The sequence below is a fragment of the Aquibacillus rhizosphaerae genome (assembly GCF_030282825.1).
In the GTDB taxonomy this organism is placed as follows: Bacteria; Bacillota; Bacilli; order Bacillales; family Amphibacillaceae; genus Aquibacillus_C; species Aquibacillus_C rhizosphaerae.
In genome coordinates, this window is record NZ_JASTZU010000032.1 from 13,688 (window position 1) to 29,905 (window position 16,218).

General features: G+C 35.7%; 14 protein-coding genes and 1 other annotated feature. Of the genes, 3 read left to right on the plus strand and 11 right to left on the minus strand.

Annotated elements, in window-relative coordinates; genetic code table 11:
• Positions 1-81 precede the first annotated feature (81 nt).
• The 6 genes from QQS35_RS09195 to zapA all read right to left on the minus strand — a co-directional run bounded on the left by QQS35_RS09195 (position 82) and on the right by zapA (position 7,609).
• A complete protein-coding gene (locus QQS35_RS09195; RefSeq protein ID WP_285931719.1) occupies positions 82-1,779 on the minus strand; it encodes an AMP-binding protein in 1,698 nt (565 codons plus the stop codon).
• Between the two features lie 339 nt (positions 1,780-2,118).
• A complete protein-coding gene (locus QQS35_RS09200; RefSeq protein WP_285931721.1) occupies positions 2,119-2,526 on the minus strand; it encodes a DUF350 domain-containing protein in 408 nt (135 codons plus the stop codon).
• Positions 2,527-2,592: 66 nt separating this feature from the next.
• A complete protein-coding gene (locus QQS35_RS09205; RefSeq protein ID WP_285931722.1) occupies positions 2,593-4,935 on the minus strand; it encodes an endonuclease MutS2 in 2,343 nt (780 codons plus the stop codon).
• Between the two features lie 7 nt (positions 4,936-4,942).
• Complete coding sequence (gene polX / locus QQS35_RS09210) at positions 4,943-6,670, minus strand: DNA polymerase/3'-5' exonuclease PolX (protein WP_285931724.1); 1,728 nt, start codon at positions 6,668-6,670, stop codon at positions 4,943-4,945.
• 116 nt (positions 6,671-6,786) lie between these two features.
• The gene (locus tag QQS35_RS09215; RefSeq protein ID WP_285931726.1) at positions 6,787-7,341 is read right to left on the minus strand and encodes a CvpA family protein; all 555 of its coding nucleotides are present in this window, start codon (positions 7,339-7,341) and stop codon (positions 6,787-6,789) included.
• Positions 7,334-7,609, minus strand: coding sequence for a cell division protein ZapA (zapA, locus tag QQS35_RS09220; protein WP_285931727.1), 276 nt, complete (start codon positions 7,607-7,609; stop codon positions 7,334-7,336). Before zapA ends, QQS35_RS09215 begins: the two co-directional genes overlap by 8 nt.
• Before the next feature lie 127 nt (positions 7,610-7,736).
• Between zapA and rnhC the strand changes: the two genes are divergently transcribed.
• The gene (gene rnhC, locus QQS35_RS09225; RefSeq protein ID WP_285931728.1) at positions 7,737-8,666 is read left to right on the plus strand and encodes a ribonuclease HIII; all 930 of its coding nucleotides are present in this window, start codon (positions 7,737-7,739) and stop codon (positions 8,664-8,666) included.
• A gap of 211 nt (positions 8,667-8,877) precedes the next feature.
• Here rnhC and QQS35_RS09230 read toward each other — a convergent pair whose 3' ends face one another.
• The 4 genes from QQS35_RS09230 to QQS35_RS09245 form a co-directional block, all read right to left on the minus strand.
• Positions 8,878-9,063, minus strand: a complete 186-nt coding sequence (locus tag QQS35_RS09230; RefSeq protein ID WP_285931729.1) for a hypothetical protein — start codon at positions 9,061-9,063, stop codon at positions 8,878-8,880.
• 130 nt (positions 9,064-9,193) lie between these two features.
• A complete protein-coding gene (pheT, locus tag QQS35_RS09235; protein WP_285931731.1) occupies positions 9,194-11,620 on the minus strand; it encodes a phenylalanine--tRNA ligase subunit beta in 2,427 nt (808 codons plus the stop codon).
• Positions 11,621-11,647: 27 nt separating this feature from the next.
• Positions 11,648-12,682: a phenylalanine--tRNA ligase subunit alpha gene (gene pheS / locus QQS35_RS09240; protein WP_285931732.1), complete on the minus strand. Its 1,035-nt coding sequence runs from the start codon at positions 12,680-12,682 to the stop codon at positions 11,648-11,650.
• Positions 12,683-12,833: 151 nt separating this feature from the next.
• Positions 12,834-13,070, minus strand: a binding site (T-box leader).
• A gap of 87 nt (positions 13,071-13,157) precedes the next feature.
• Positions 13,158-13,907 carry a TrmH family RNA methyltransferase gene (locus QQS35_RS09245; protein ID WP_285931733.1) on the minus strand — a complete coding sequence of 250 codons (750 nt, stop codon included), beginning with the start codon at positions 13,905-13,907 and terminating at the stop codon, positions 13,158-13,160.
• 144 nt (positions 13,908-14,051) lie between these two features.
• Here QQS35_RS09245 and sspI point away from each other — a divergent pair, with 144 nt between their 5' ends.
• The gene (gene sspI / locus QQS35_RS09250) at positions 14,052-14,264 is read left to right on the plus strand and encodes a small acid-soluble spore protein SspI (RefSeq protein ID WP_285931734.1); all 213 of its coding nucleotides are present in this window, start codon (positions 14,052-14,054) and stop codon (positions 14,262-14,264) included.
• Positions 14,265-14,446: 182 nt separating this feature from the next.
• On the plus strand, positions 14,447-15,073 hold the full coding sequence (locus QQS35_RS09255; RefSeq protein WP_285931735.1) for a lytic transglycosylase domain-containing protein: 627 nt from the start codon (positions 14,447-14,449) through the stop codon (positions 15,071-15,073).
• Between the two features lie 50 nt (positions 15,074-15,123).
• Here QQS35_RS09255 and QQS35_RS09260 read toward each other — a convergent pair whose 3' ends face one another.
• Positions 15,124-16,209, minus strand: a complete 1,086-nt coding sequence (locus tag QQS35_RS09260) for a M42 family metallopeptidase (RefSeq protein WP_285931736.1) — start codon at positions 16,207-16,209, stop codon at positions 15,124-15,126.
• Positions 16,210-16,218: the final 9 nt, after the last annotated feature.

Genomic DNA, 16,218 nt, shown 5'->3' on the forward strand with positions numbered 1-16,218 from the left:
TCATTCATAATAATCGTACAGAACTTTTTTCTTTTTGTCAACTACTATAAGCCTGTCTTTGACTTAGAATAGACAGGCTATTTAAATAGTTTGATCTTTCAGTTTTTCCAACTTACTATGCTCTTCGTCTAACAATTTTCTTCTTAAAATTTTGCCAACTGCTGTTTTCGGTAATTCATCACGGAACTCATAAAACCGTGGAACTTTATAAGAGGCCATATATTTACGACAAAATCTGTCTAGTTCTTCTTCACTAAGATTATGATTCTCTTTAATAACAACAAATGCTTTAACAGTCTCTCCACGATAAGGATCAGGAATTCCTACTACAACAGCTTCTTGAATGGCTTCGTGCTCATATAATACTTCTTCCACTTCTCTAGGATAAATATTGTAACCTCCAGCTATAATCATATCTTTTTTTCTATCGATAATATAAAAACATCCATTCTCATCCATATAGCCTATATCACCAGTTAATAACCAGCCATCCTTTAATACCTGCTCTGTTTCTTCTGGATTATTCCAATATCCTTGCATCACTTGAGGCCCTTTCACCATAACTTCTCCTACATCTCCAATCACAGCTTCTTCCATCGTACCGATACTCACAATTTTCGCGTCAGTATCTGGCCAGGGAACACCTATACCACCTTGAACATACTCGGGAGCTAAGAAATTAGCATGTGTTACAGGTGAAGATTCTGTTAGCCCATACCCTTCAATAAGACGGCCACCAGTAATTTGTTGAAATTGTTCTTGAATCTCTGATGGTAGAGGAGCAGATCCACTAATACAAGCTTCAATTGAAGATAGGTCATACTTTTTAATGTTTGGATGATTTAGTAGCGCTATATAAATCGTTGGGGCTCCTGGAAAAACGGTTGGTTTTTGTTTTTCTATTGTTTTTAACACATCGTCCACTTCAAACTTTGGTAAAAGTATCATTTTTGATCCTGTAACCAAGGAATAATTCATAACGGTTGTCATCCCATACACATGAAAAAATGGTAATACTCCTAGAACGATGTCTTGAAAATCTTTTTCTTTATGAATCCACATCTTACACATTTGAACATTGGAGACTAAATTGTAATGTGTTAACATGACCCCTTTAGGAAATCCTGTAGTTCCTCCTGTATATTGTAATAAAGCCAAATCCTCTTTTGGGTTAATCTTGTGCTCTAGGAGGTTCATATCATTGTAAGCCATAATCGTTTGCCAAAGATGGGATGTTTTACTTTGCTTCAAATTAATCTTTACATTTTGCTGTTTTTTTTGAACGAAAGGATATAATAGATTTTTTGGAAAAGGTAAATATTCTTTGATTTGTGTTACAATAACATGTTCAATCGAGGTGTTCTTTTTCACAGATGAGACAATTGGTAATAAAAGATCTAAGCAAATAATTATTGTTGAACTAGAATCAATTAACTGGAACTCTAATTCACGTTCCTTGTAAAGCGGATTTGTTTGTACTACTGTACCACCAGCTAGCAATACCCCATAATAACTTATCACAGCTTGGGGAATATTGGGTAGCATAATGGAAACACGATCCCCTTTTTTTAAACCTAGTGCTTGAAGATAAACCGCTACATTTTTTGCTTCTTTATAGACCTGACTGTAAGTTAGTTCTTTTCCCATAAAGTGAAGCGCTTTCATTTTAGGGTGACGTTGTGCACTTTCCATTAAAAAAGCATGTAAGGGTTTCTCTTCATAATCAATACTTGTTGGAATGTTTTCAGGGTAATGCTTATGCCATATTTTCCCGTCCATCTAAAAACCTCCTTCTTATTCTTATATATATTATAACGACTAAACGATAATATTTAAATATTTTTATTTTTTAATATTAAAAGTATCTAAATTATCATCTAGTTAGTAATCAGCGGGAGAGCCAAAGCAACCCTCCCACTGATTTTGTCTAACTATATATTTCAAGCTTTAGCACAACAATTTAAAGAATAGAGTGTATCCGGAAAACCACCAAAACTTGATTGCTATCCAAAATCACCTTCATCCACTGTTTATGATAAATACAACTCCAACTATTAAAAAGAGAATTGCTACAATAGCTAATACTTTAGCAAGTGTTTTCAACTAAACTTCTCTCCTTTACCCTATACTAGCCCCAATCACAAATGAAAGACCGACCGAAATAATCATAGAAATAAAACCAACTGCTCGGTTATCATCTGCAATTTCCTTATCAATTTTGTATGTAGGAGTTAGAAATTCGAATATAAAATAACCCATCAGCAATAACAAAAATCCAAAGGCACCCCATGTAATACTTTCAATTATAGTATCGTTATGTTCAATAGAGTACCTAAATATATTAGCAATACCGAATATTTTCCCTCCAGTTGCCATGGCTACTGAAAAGTTCCCCTTTTTTATTTCCTCCCAGTTTTTATAGGATGTTACGATTTCAAAAATAGCAAGAGAAACGATAAGACATAGTACTACCACACTGTATCTTGCGGCAGTCTCAACAAATATATTTTCCCAAAATAGTGTCATAACTACACCTCGTTATAGGTTTTCGACTAATCTTTTACATAAAAATTAAAATAAGTATTTCTAAACTTAACGAAACTCAAAAATGGTAACTCCACTTCCACCCTCATTCATTCCACCGATTCTATAAGTACTAATTTGAGAATGTTTTTTAGCAAAAGCTTGTACGCCATTTCTTAATGCTCCAGTCCCTTTTCCATGAATGATAGAAACCATCGGATACCCAGCTAAAAGAGCATCGTCTACATATTTCTCCAACCGATGCAAGGCGTCTTCAAACCTTTCACCTCTTAAATCTAGTTCTGGTTTCACATGATAAGTTGATCCTTTAACAGTAGCCATAGGCTTTTCAATCAGCGGTTCTTCTCTTTTAATAAATTGTAAATCCTTTTGTTTCACTTTCACCTTCATAATTCCTACTTGTACTTGGAATTCGTTGTTACCTACTTTGTCAAGAATCGTTCCTTTTTGGTTTAGTGTTAATAATTGAACCTCATCACCTGGTTGTAACTCTTTCGCTATTGTCGGTCGGTTCTCCTGCCCCGGCCGTTGTTTACTTAATTTAGGTTGTGCTTCATCTAGACTCTTTCTTGCTTCTATCCACTCATGTTCTTTTAGACTCGCCTGATTTTTCATCGATCTTAACTCAGAAACAATTGCTTCCGCTTCTTCTCGAGCTTTTTGAACTGCTTTTTCAGCCTTTTGTTCCGCTTTCTTATAAAGTTCTTCTCTTTTTTTATCAAAAAGCTCCCATTGCGTTTGTAGTTCTTGTTTTAAATCTTCCGCTTCTCTTAGTACATCTTCAGCTTGTTCATAATCCCGTTCTGCTCCTCTTCTTGAGTCTTCTAGAGAAGCAATCATATTTTCTACACTTTTTGAGTCCGTTCCAATATGACTCTTAGCTGTTTCAATAACCGATTCATTAAGACCAAGTTTGCGTGAGATTTCAAAAGCATTACTTCTTCCAGGTACTCCAATTAACAATCTATACGTGGGTTTTAATGTTTGAATATCAAATTCAACCGATGCGTTTGTGACACCGTTACGGTTATAACCATACGCTTTAAGTTCTGGATAATGGGTTGTGGCAATAATTCTTGCCCCTCTTCCTACAACATCGTCCAAAATCGCCATAGCTAATGCTGCTCCTTCCTGAGGATCAGTACCAGCTCCAAGTTCATCAAATAACACTAACGTCTGATGATCAACTTGATCCATAATATTTACAATGTTAGTCATATGAGAGGAAAAAGTACTTAAGCTTTGCTCAATCGATTGTTCATCACCAATATCAGCAAACACATTAGAAAATATCGACAGTTCACAACCATCCAGCGCAGGCACCTGTAATCCGGATTGAGCCATTAAAGTACATAAGCCAACCATCTTTAACGTAACTGTTTTCCCCCCGGTGTTCGGGCCCGTTATAACTATGGTAGTATAAGATTCTCCGAGTTCAACATCATTAGCTACAACCTCATCATCACTAATCAGTGGATGTCTAGCCTGCTTCATTTTTATTATTCCTTGATCATTCATTTTAGGCATTGATGCACGCATTAACTTAGCTAACTTAGCACGTGCAAACATGAAATCAATTTGTCCTAAAGCTTCTACGTTTTGGTATAAAAAGTCTTGATCATCTGCAATTTTTTCAGACAATTCTCTTAAAATACGTTCTACTTCATTTTTTTCTTGTACTCTTGCTTCCTGAAGCTGATTATTTATATCTACAACTGCTTGTGGTTCAATAAATAAAGTTGCACCCGATGCCGACTGGTCATGGACAATACCACCAATTGCTCCTCGATACTCCTGTTTCACAGGCAGAACATAGCGATCATTACGAATTGTCACAATTGCATCTGAAAGCATTTTACTTTTTGTCTTCGTGTAGCCGTCGAGTTTATCACGTACTCTGCTTTCATTTGTTCTAATCTTGGATCTAATTGTTCTTAGCTTGTCGGAAGCACCATCCATAACATGACCGTTATCATCAATACAACTTTTTATTTGTCTTTCTAATTCGTTCAATGGGACAATTTGTTCTATCAAATCTCTTAAAATTGGCATTTCTGGCTCTTCCATTGCTTCAATAAAATATTTTATTTGCTTGCCACCATAAATGGTACTTGCTACGTCAAGACACTCATGTGCGTTTAACAAGCCACCAATCACCGAACGTTTAATACTTGGTTTAATATCAAATATACCACCGAGTGGCACGTTCCCTTTTAACCGAAGTACATGGGCAGCCTCATCTGTTTGTTCTTGCCACTCAATAACTTCACTTAAATTAGTTGATGGCTTAATCGAGCGGGTTTTTTCTTTTCCCAAAGACGAGGATGCTTGTCCATTTAACATTTCTACTATTTTATTATATTCAAGCACATGAAATATTCGTTGATTCATGACTAGTTTACTCCTTTTTTTGCTTACTTCTGAATAATTCAATTAATTGATCTTTTGACCACGTATTTATAACTGATTCTGGTCTTAACCAACCTTTTCTAGCTACACTAACTCCTACTTCCATAAAGTCTAATGTTTTATAACTATGTGCATCCGTATTAACAGCAATCTTAACTCCTTTTTCCTGCGCTAATTTAACCCATTCTGCAGCTAGGTCGAACCGATTAGGATTTGCATTTAGTTCGAGCACAGTACCAGTCTCTTTGGCACCTTCGATAAGTTGGTTAACATCAGCCGCATAGCCTTGTCTACGTCCAATTATACGGCCTGTAGGATGTGCAATAATATTAACATACGGGTTTTTTAATGCTGCAAAAAGGCGTTCCATTATTTGTTCTTGTGATTGGTTAAAACTAGAATGAATCGCACCAATCACATAATCCATTTCTTTTAAAAAATCATTAGAGAAGTCCATTTTACCATCTGGTAAAATATCCATTTCAATACCCGCGAAAATGTGGAAATCAGGATACTTATCTTTAAGACGTTCAATTTCATCTCGTTGCTTACGCAGTCTATCTTCGTTTAGACCATTTGCCACTTTTAGATATTTTGAATGATCTGTTATTGCAATATACTCATATCCACGACTTCTTGCACTTTGAACCATTTCCTCAATAGATTGAGCCCCATCACTCCAGGTTGTGTGCATATGTAAATCGCCGCGAATATCCTGGTAAGTAATTAATGATACATCAGAACGAAATGCTTCAATTTCCCCATCATTTTCTCTAACTTCTGGAGGAATAAAGTTAAGACCAAAGTGTTTAAAGAAATCTTCTTCAGTTTCAAATCTTGTCACTTCACTAGTTTCAACATCTTCTATTCCGTATTCGCTTATTTTTTGTCCTTGTGCTTTTGCAAGTTGTCTCATTGCTACATTATGATCTTTAGAACCTGTAAAATGATGCAAAGTTGTCGCAAACTCTTCAGGTGTCACAATCCTAAAATCCACGCCCACATCATAACCTTCAGTCAAAACAACAGATACTTTCGTTTCACCGGAAGCAATAACTTCTTTTATATTCTCTATTTTTAATAACGCATCTCTTACTGCAAGTGGGTGGTTAGAAGCGATTATAAAGTCCAAATCTTTTATGGTCTCTCGCATTCTGCGAATACTTCCCGCTCTAGAGAACCTTTCAACAGATTCAAGTTCACTCAAATATGATTCTATTCTTTCTAAAATTGGAAGCATAAACGCTAACGGTAACCTTTCTGGTCTACTTGAAGCTTCATCAATAGCTTTTTCAATTTTTTCTGCAGATTTCTTTCCAAATCCTTTTAATGACTCCACTTTACCTTGCTCACATGCAAGCTTCAAAGAAGCAGCATCTATTACACCTAGTTCTTGATATAATTTAGAAAGTTTTTTCCCACCTAACCCCGGTAAATTTAATAACGGAATTAATCCTTCTGGAACTTCATTTTGTAGTTGTTTTAGTGTGTCAGAACTCTGATTAGTAATATACTCATCTATTACAGCAGAAGTCCCTTTACCTACACCATTTATTTTGGTGAAATCCTCAATTTCTGTTAAAGATCGATCATCCGCTTCTAATGCTTGGGCAGCTTTTCGATAAGCTGATATTTTAAATGGATTTTCACCTTTTAACTCTAAATATACTGCGATTGTCTCTAGTAATTTAATGACATCTTTTTTATCAATAGACATTCTTACCACCATCCTAACAGAATATATTTCACTTTGGTCCACTTAAGTTGTAAAAACCCTTGCTAATTTTGCAAGGGTTTTTCTACAATTAATGCTATACAAAAAAACAAACGCAATTAACTTTTTATTAAACTTGCTATATGTTCAAACCATAAACTTTTAATTTGCTCCGAAACAATCGGGGTGTGATCAATCATAAAAGCTGCAATCGTTGACTGTTCCATTAAATCTTGTACAATTGTTACAGGAACTAACGCTATTATGTAAATAAAGACAAACAATAAAAGATACGTTTCCACAAACCCTAATATTGCCCCTAAAAAACCATTAATGGAGTTTAAAATTGGTAAGTCAGCTACGAAATCAAGCATTGACGCAATAATTTGTAATATTATTTTAGTTATAAAAAATAAAGCTGCAAAAGCAATCGCATTATAGAATGCTGTTTCTAAAGGAAGTGAATCCAAAAATACAGCCCAAGTTTCCCCCTCAGGTAAATCTGGATAAGGTATCCACATCGTTAATTTCGAAGCAATATTATCATAATATAAAGCTGCAACGATAAATGCAATTACAAAACCAACTAAATGAAATAACTGTAAAATAAATCCTCTTTTTAAACCAATCAATAATCCTAATACTAATATCACCAATAAAATTAAATCAATCATTTTTATTTTGTTCCTCTTTCTGTTTTATTGAATTACGAAGCTCTGCATAATCATCTTTTAATTTCAAATAATCATTCATTGTATTAACCGCAGTTAATACAGCTAACTTAGTTGTATCCAAACTTTTATTTTTATCATGTATTTCCCGCATCTTTTGATCAACAAGACTAGCAACCATTCGTACATGGTGTGCTTGTTCTTCTCCTATGATTGTGTAAGATCTTCCATATATATCAACTGTTGCTCGTGTTTTATCAGATTGGGACATGGTTATACCCCCTCATTTCTATCAAATCCTAAATTTAATATTAACATGAAGACTATCATTTAGGAAACTATTCTGTAGTGTATAATCTTTGATATACTAGAAGTACTTTAAGAATTGGAGAGATTCGATGTCACAAGTTGTATTAAAACTATCAAAAGATAAAATTAATGAGATGAAAACGCATTATGCAAATGATCTAAAATCTTCACCACCAGGTGCCGTTTTCGCTGCCAAGACAAGTAAAGCTTCCATTACAGCATATAATTCCGGAAAGGTATTATTTCAAGGAACTGCACCCGAATTCGAGGCCAAAAAGTGGGGGGAAATTGAAGTAAGTACATCGAACCAAAAGAAAACAAGTATCGCATCTACTCATAATTATGCACCACCTCATACGCTGTTTTCGAGTTCACATATCGGCTCTGATGAGGCAGGTACAGGGGATTATTTCGGACCCATTACGGTAGCTGCTGCATATATAACAAAAGACCAAATTCCATTACTCAAAAAGATTGGTGTTAAAGATTCAAAAAATTTAACTGATGATATGATTAGATCTATTGCTAAACAATTAGTTGAAATGGAAATTCCTTACTCACTAGTCATCCTTCATAACGAAAAGTATAATAAGTTGCAAGCTAAAGGATGGTCCCAAGGAAAAATGAAAACAATGCTTCACAACCACGCTATCAATAAGTTGTTAAGTAAAATAGAACCAGCCAAGCCTGAAGGTATATTAGTTGATCAATTTTCCCAACCACAAGTCTATATCAAACACCTGAAGTCCGAAACTACTCAACTTCAAGAAAACGTTTATTTTATGACAAAAGCGGAAAGCTATTCTATTGCTGTCGCAGCGGGGTCCATAATTGCTAGGGCAAGCTTTGTTAAGGAAATGGATAAGTTATCACAATTAGCAGGTGTTACCATACCAAAGGGAGCATCACAGAAAGTCGACCAAGTAGCTAGTAAGATTATGAAAAACCAAGGAAAAGACGCATTATATAAACTAGCGAAAGTGCACTTCGCAAATACACAAAAAGCTGAAAAATATTAATAACTACCAGGCCAATAATCAAATAATTATTGGCTGTTTTACAGATATGGATGTTTATACCAAGGCTCAATTATACCGACAATACTAAGATGGTTGTTCTTTTGGTGGATCGCATTAATTACCCAGCTAGAACAATTTTCATGTGTGAATCATTTGAGTAAGTTCTTTCAATTAAAAATACTCCAATTAAAGTGTATTATTTTATAAATGATTATCCTTCATCCTTATTGGACATTCGTTTATTTTTCAAATCATTTACTTCTTTCTCTAAATTGTTTACTTTGTTTTTTAAATCTTCTTTTGGTTCCGTCGCACGTATAGCTACCATTAATGTAATACTTATTAGCGTTATAATACTTAGCGCTACTCCTAGACCTAACAACAAGATAAATTCCACTTTTACCCTCCTAGGCAGAAAATTATATATGAGTCCATTTTAACATTACACAGAATTAACCAGAAATATGACAAAAAAAGAGTGACGCCTTAAATTTTCTAAGACTCCACTCTTTCTCTAAAGAAATACTTTATCCTCTTAACTCTGCCTGATGTGCTTCTTTTACCGCTTCTAGAATTGCTTTATAAGACGCTTCAACCTCTTCATCCTTTAATGTTCTTTCCGGATCTAAATAGAGTAAATTAAAGGCTAACGATTTTTTACCTTGCTGCAAATGTTCACCTTGATACACATCAAAAACTCCCACCTCTTTTACCAAGTCACCACCGACTGATTGGATGGTTGATCTTACATCACCAGCTAAAACATCCTCATCGACTACTAAAGCAATATCTCTAGAGACAGATGGGTAACGTGGTATCTTTATAAAGTTTGGTTCATTCTGATGAATACTGAAAATATAATCCAAGTCAATATCAAAGATATACGTATCAGCTAAATCATAAGCTTTTTGAAGTTTTGGATGTACTTGGCCAATAAAGCCAATCGGTGTACCACTTGTGAATATTTGGGCTGTTCTACCCGGATGCATACCTTCTATATTTGCTTGCTTATATTCTGCTGTTATATTTAATTTCGTAAATAGACCTTCCACGATTCCCTTTACTAGGAAGAAATCTACTACTTTTTTCTCCTGTTGCCATGGGTGTGCTAACCAAGCTCCTGTTAATGCACCAGCTGCACGTAACAATTCATTTGGTTGTTTTGTAATTTTTTCTTGTTGAGAAACAAATACCGTTCCCACTTCATAATAAGCTAAATTAGACTGTTTTCTAGCACTATTATAGGAAAGTGAATCAAGCATCTCTGGTAACATACTTAATCTGAGCGTGCTATGTTCTTCACTCATTGGCATGGAAAGCTCAACGGGTGTAACACTTTGCTCCTTTATCTCAGGACTTACTATTAAATCCACTCTTTCTTTAGTTGTAAGGGAATACGTTATGGTTTCCATCAATCCTGCACTTTCAAAATAATGCTTAACATCTCTTTTCAACTGTTGTAGGTTGGTTAATCCACCAGCTTGTGAAGCACCTTGTGGCAAGGTGAATGGCAAGTTATCATATCCATATATACGTGCTACTTCCTCCACCATATCTTCAAATATCGTTATATCTTGACGACGTGTAGGCACTTGAATAGTAAAGGCTTCATCATTTTGATTATAGGTAAAGTTTAGTTTTCTAAGGATGTCAGCTATTTCATCATTGTTAATTTCTGTTCCTAGTCTTGCATTGATATTACTTCTTTTAATTTCTACTGTTGCTTCTGATTTATCAAGCTGATCGAATTCAACAACTCCACTTAGTACTGTTCCATTTGCATACTTTGACAATAATTGGCAGGCACGTTTACCTGCTCGCTTCACACGGTCTGGATCGACCCCCTTTTCAAATCGAGTGCTCGATTCGCTGCGAAGTCCATGGTCCTTTGAAGCAGTTCGGACTGCGACAGGGCTGAAGTATGCAGCTTCTAATAACACAGTTGTTGTTTGATCAGATACCTCTGAATTCGCTCCACCCATCACACCTGCTAATGCTGTAGCTGTTTGGCCGTTAGTGATTACTAAATGATCTGATGTCAATGACCGTTCTTGATTATCCAATGTGATTATCTTTTCATCCTGCTCAGCTCTTCTTACGACAATTTCTTTGGATCCAAAATCATCAAAATCAAAGGCATGGAGTGGTTGACCATATTCAAGTAATACATAGTTTGTAATATCAACTACGTTATTGATGGGACGGATTCCTGCTGCAATTAAGTAGTTTCTCATCCATAACGGTGAAGGGCCAACTTTAATATCTTTAATAACAAAGGCCCCATAGTAAGGGTTCAAATCTGGAGCATCCACTTTGACTTCCACATAATCTGCAGCCTGCTCTTTTCCTGTTTCAACCGCTTCTTCTGGGAGATGAATAGGTACGTCTAAAATTGCAGCTACTTCATAGGCGACCCCCAACATACTTAATGCATCAGACCGGTTTGGTGTAAGTCCTAGCTCCAAAATAGCATCATCAAGATTCAATAGTTGTAGTGCATCTGCTCCTACCTCTACATCCTCTGGAAAAACAAAAATACCATCTGCTACTTCCTTTGGCACAAATTTTTCCTCTATCCCTAACTCTTGTAATGAACAAATCATTCCGTTTGATTCAACACCACGAAGCTTAGCTTTTTTAATTTTAAAATTCCCTGGTAAAACAGCACCTGGTTTAGCTACTGCTACTTTTTGTCCTTTTGCAATATTTGGTGCACCACAAATAATTTGAAGTACTTCATCGCCAACATTAACTTGACATAAATTAAGTTTATCCGCATTTGGATGCTTTTCACACGATTCTACTAGACCAACAACAACATTCGAACTTTTTTCGGCAACATATTCAATGCCTTCCACTTCGATTCCTGTTTTTGTTATTTTCTCCGCCAATTCTTCTGGCGAAATACTGCCTATATCAATGTAGTTTTTCAACCAATTTAAAGAAACAAACATTATTTAACCTCCTTTTTTCCGATTCAATTATGCCTTATGATACTGCTTTAAGAAGCGAATATCATTCGTATAAAAATGACGGATGTCATCAACACCATACTTTAACATAGCAATTCGTTCTGGTCCCATACCAAAAGCAAAACCATTATAGACTTTTGGGTCATACCCAGCCATTTCAAGTACGCGAGGATGAACCATTCCACCACCAAGAATCTCAATCCAACCTGTACCTTTACAAACCGAACAGCCATTTCCGTTACAAACTTTACAAGAGATATCCATTTCTACAGATGGTTCAGTAAATGGAAAGAAACTAGGTCGCAGGCGAATTTCTCTTTCTTCACCAAACATCTGCTTAGCGAAACGATTTAAAACACCTTTCAAATCGCTCATACGCACATCCTTATCAACATAAAGTCCCTCGACTTGTGTAAATTGATGAGAGTGTGTAGCATCATCAGTATCACGGCGATAAACTTTTCCAGGACAAATCATTTTTACAGGCTGACTGCCATTGTATTCACCCATCGTACGGGCCTGTACTGGTGATGTATGTGTGCGCAACAATAAATCTTCTGTAATATAGAAGGAATCCTGCATATCACGAGCCGGATGACCTTTAGGTAAATTTAAGGCTTCAAAATTGTAATAGTCCGTCTCCACTTCTGGACCTTCTCTAATTTCAAAACCCATTCCAATAAACAGATCTTCAATTTCTTCAACGATACTTGTTAACAGATGTGGCCCACCAACTTGGACAGGCCTGCCAGGTAATGTTACGTCAATGGTTTCTTCAGCTAATTTCTTTTCCAATTCAGCATCTTCCAATTTTGCTTTCTTTTGATCCAACTCATCAGCAATAGCTTCGCGAACCTTATTTGCCAACTCACCTATTACTGGGCGCTCTTCCTTTGACAGTTTCCCCATACCGCGTAATACCTCGGTAATTGGACCTTTTTTACCCATGTAGGCAACTCGAATTTCTTGCAAATCAGCTAATGTGACTGCTTCTTCTACTTTAGATAACGCTTCTTGCTGTAATTCTTGTAAACGTTCCTTCATGTTAACAACCTCCTTGTTTTTATATGTAAATTTTAAATTAGGGACCTATAGTTTGGAACTCCCTCCTCGTAAACATCTGAATTGGCTTACTTAACATAACCTCTTACAATACACTATCTATAAATAGACACCAAAAAAGTCCCATCCCCCAAAAAGGGACGAGACTTGGAAATCGCGGTACCACCCTTGTTGACACATGTAATTACATATGTCCACTTGAGCTTGATAACGGAAATTTTCCGGAACACCTTTACTTGCACGCAAGGTCCTAGTGTCGGCTCCAGAGTGAAGATTCAACAATTACATCGATAGAAATGCTCCCAGTCCTTGGCATTTCATCCCTAAAATCGATAAAGGTAATGTTTACTGACTCTTTCTTTGCCTGTCGATATTCGTATTATTTTCTTATTATAGAAAATGGGAAGCAAAGATGCAACCTTGAACTTCTATTTTTTCATAAAAATCAGCAGTTTCATTAATTTTTATCATTATTTGCAATGTAATAAATTAATATTCCAGTAGCTACACTTACATTTAAAGATTCTGCTTTTCCATAAATAGGAATATGCACTTTATTATTTGCTTGGTCGATTAGCGCTTCATCAATGCCTGAACCTTCATTCCCAACAATCAAAGCTATTTTTTTTGGTACTTCCATTGTATGATAAGTTTCTGCTCCTTCTAAAGTAGAAGCCCAGATACTAAAATCTTTGTGCTTTAAATCTTCTACCGTGGCTTTAAGGTTTCTTTCAAAGATAGGTAGGTGAAATAAAGAGCCCTGCGTTGCTCTTATTACCTTTTCATTATATAAATCAACAGTTCCATCACCTAGTATAACACCATCAAACCGAGCTGCATCTGCTGTACGGACAATCGTCCCTAAATTACCTGGGTCCTGTACAGTATCAATTAATAACAGTTTAGAAAAGTCACCCCATTCAGCCTGTTTCATTTCAACTACTGCGGCAATGCCTTGTGGGGTTTTAGTAGTAGAAATCGCATTAAATACATGATCCGAGACAATCGTAATATTACTTACAGTTATCCATTCAGGCAACTCTATTCCCTCTTGGATAACAATTTCTTGTACTTCCCAATTACTTTTACAAGCTTCTTGAACCAAGTGATATCCTTCGATTAAAAAAGCATTGCTTTTCTTTCTTTCTTTTCTCAATTTTAATTTATTCCATTGTTTCACTTTATTATTCTGTACTGAAGTTATCATCCAATCATCCTCTGAGCAAATTTCTTTTCTATCATACATATTTATTTACTATAGGGTCAAACTAATTTTATCGAAAATAAGGAAATATTAAATTCCTTTCTATGTTTTCCTTGTTACGTAAATATATTTAGGTGGGGTGAAAGTATGGATTTAAATTTAAGAAAAGCAATCTTAGAAAATGTATCTGACAATACTACCGATCAACTGGAATCAACCATTGTAGATGCTATCCAAAGCGGTGAAGAAAAAATGTTGCCTGGTTTAGGCGTACTATTTGAGTTGATTTGGCAACAATCTGACCAAACAGATAAACAAGAAATGCTTACAACACTAGAACAGAGCGTTAAACAACCATAGATATGTATGGAAGGAAGGTTATCCAAATGGGTTCAACCTTCCTTGCTTTTTAAAGTTAAATATTATTAGAGCTAACCCCCCCGGAAATTTTTTCTAATTTACAAAAAGAGATTGTCTACATGATACTTTTAAAGTAAACTAATATATATTAAGTATCGTTTTATTGAAGGGGATCTCTATCGATGGAAATGAAACAAATTCAAAGCTATATGCAGTTACAAGCAATGTCACTTTTCACAAATAGCAATAGCTCATTATCATATCAATCTCCAATTATGGAACAAGCCTTCCAGAAGATTTTAGAAAATCAAATGTCCGCAATGACTTCCAATACACCTTCTAGAACAAAAGTATCAACTAATAATTTTCTAAATAGCACCACAAGCAGCAGTTATACCGCTTCTCTACAACCAGCATCACAGCACCAATCAAGTAAGGATATCGATGACTTGATTACTGAAGCCGCTAATACTTATGGAGTAGATGCAAAGTTAATTCGTTCTGTCATTAAGAATGAATCTAACTTTAATGTTAATGCTGAAAGTCATGCAGGTGCACAAGGATTAATGCAACTTATGCCAGCAACAGCAAGGGGCCTTGGTGTGACCAATTCGTTTGACGCAAGGCAAAATATATCAGGTGGAACAAGTTATCTGAAGCAAATGCTAGAAAAATACAATGGTAATACTACACTAGCATTAGCAGCATATAATGCTGGACCTGGAAATGTTGATAAATACAATGGAATACCACCATTTAAAGAAACGCAAAATTATGTAAAGAAAGTAATGAACTCTTTTTTAACCTAATACCATTATAATCAAAACCCCTTATCTAACTAGATGAGGGGTTTTTGATATTAATTAAAAGTTATGTGATTAACCTTGTCTTTATCTAGTCCTTTAATAACTTCGACAATTAGCTTGACCGCATTTTCAAAATCATCACGGTGAAGAATGGCTGCGTGTGTATGAATATATCGTGTTGCAATCGTGATTGAAAGTGCTGGAACACCATTTGCAGTCAAATGAATTGAACCAGAGTCTGTTCCACCAGCGGCAATGGTTGCATATTGATAAGGAATCTTCTTCTCATCTGCAGTATCAAGGACATAATCACGCAGGCCTTTATGAGACACCATGGAAGCGTCATATAAAATGATTTGTGGACCTTCACCAATTTTGCTATCTGCATCTTTATCAGAAATCCCCGGAGTATCTCCTGCAATTCCTACATCAACAGCAAAACCAATATCTGGTTGAATTGTGTTAGTTGATGTTTTGGCACCACGTAGGCCGACTTCTTCTTGAACTGTTCCAACACCATAAACAACATTTGGGTGTTGTTGATCTTTTAGTTGTTTTAGTACTTCAATGGCAATAGCACAACCAATACGGTTATCCCATGCCTTTGCTAATAACAACTTTTCATTGTTCATTTGCGTAAATTCAAAGTAAGGCACAACAGAATCCCCAGGCTTCACCCCAAATTCTTCAGCTTCTTCTTTACTTGAAGCACCAATATCAATAAACATATCTTTAATTTCTACTGGTTTTTTTCTAGCATCGGGCGTTAAGATATGTGGTGGTTTTGAACCGATAATACCAGTTACATCACCTTTTCTTGTTAACAGTGTCACACGTTGTGCAAGCATCACTTGATTCCACCAGCCACCAACTGTTTGAAAATAAATAAAGCCTTTATCATCGATTCGCGTAACCATAAAGCCGACCTCATCTAGGTGACCAGCTACCATGATCTTTGGACCATTTTCTTGTCCTACTTTTTTTGCAATTAAACTACCTAAATTATCTGTATATACTTCATCAGCATATGGGGAAATAAATTTACTCATTACGTCTCTAGCTTCTTTTTCGTTACCTGGGATTGCCCTAGCATCCGTTAATTCCTTTAACATATTTAGTGTTTCATCAGTTTTCACCATATGTATAAC

Coding starts and splice junctions, on each gene's coding strand:
- QQS35_RS09205 (WP_285931722.1), bottom strand. CDS start 4,935: ATGAATCAACGAATATTTCATGTGCTTGAATATAATAAAATAGTAGAA.
- QQS35_RS09215 (WP_285931726.1), bottom strand. CDS start 7,341: ATGATTGATTTAATTTTATTGGTGATATTAGTATTAGGATTATTGATT.
- rnhC (WP_285931728.1), top strand. CDS start 7,737: ATGTCACAAGTTGTATTAAAACTATCAAAAGATAAAATTAATGAGATG.
- QQS35_RS09260 (WP_285931736.1), bottom strand. CDS start 16,209: ATGGTGAAAACTGATGAAACACTAAATATGTTAAAGGAATTAACGGAT.
- polX (WP_285931724.1), bottom strand. CDS start 6,670: ATGTCTATTGATAAAAAAGATGTCATTAAATTACTAGAGACAATCGCA.
- zapA (WP_285931727.1), bottom strand. CDS start 7,609: ATGTCCCAATCTGATAAAACACGAGCAACAGTTGATATATATGGAAGA.
- pheS (WP_285931732.1), bottom strand. CDS start 12,682: ATGAAGGAACGTTTACAAGAATTACAGCAAGAAGCGTTATCTAAAGTA.
- sspI (WP_285931734.1), top strand. CDS start 14,052: ATGGATTTAAATTTAAGAAAAGCAATCTTAGAAAATGTATCTGACAAT.
- QQS35_RS09195 (WP_285931719.1), bottom strand. CDS start 1,779: ATGGACGGGAAAATATGGCATAAGCATTACCCTGAAAACATTCCAACA.
- QQS35_RS09255 (WP_285931735.1), top strand. CDS start 14,447: ATGGAAATGAAACAAATTCAAAGCTATATGCAGTTACAAGCAATGTCA.
- QQS35_RS09200 (WP_285931721.1), bottom strand. CDS start 2,526: ATGACACTATTTTGGGAAAATATATTTGTTGAGACTGCCGCAAGATAC.
- pheT (WP_285931731.1), bottom strand. CDS start 11,620: ATGTTTGTTTCTTTAAATTGGTTGAAAAACTACATTGATATAGGCAGT.
- QQS35_RS09245 (WP_285931733.1), bottom strand. CDS start 13,907: ATGATAACTTCAGTACAGAATAATAAAGTGAAACAATGGAATAAATTA.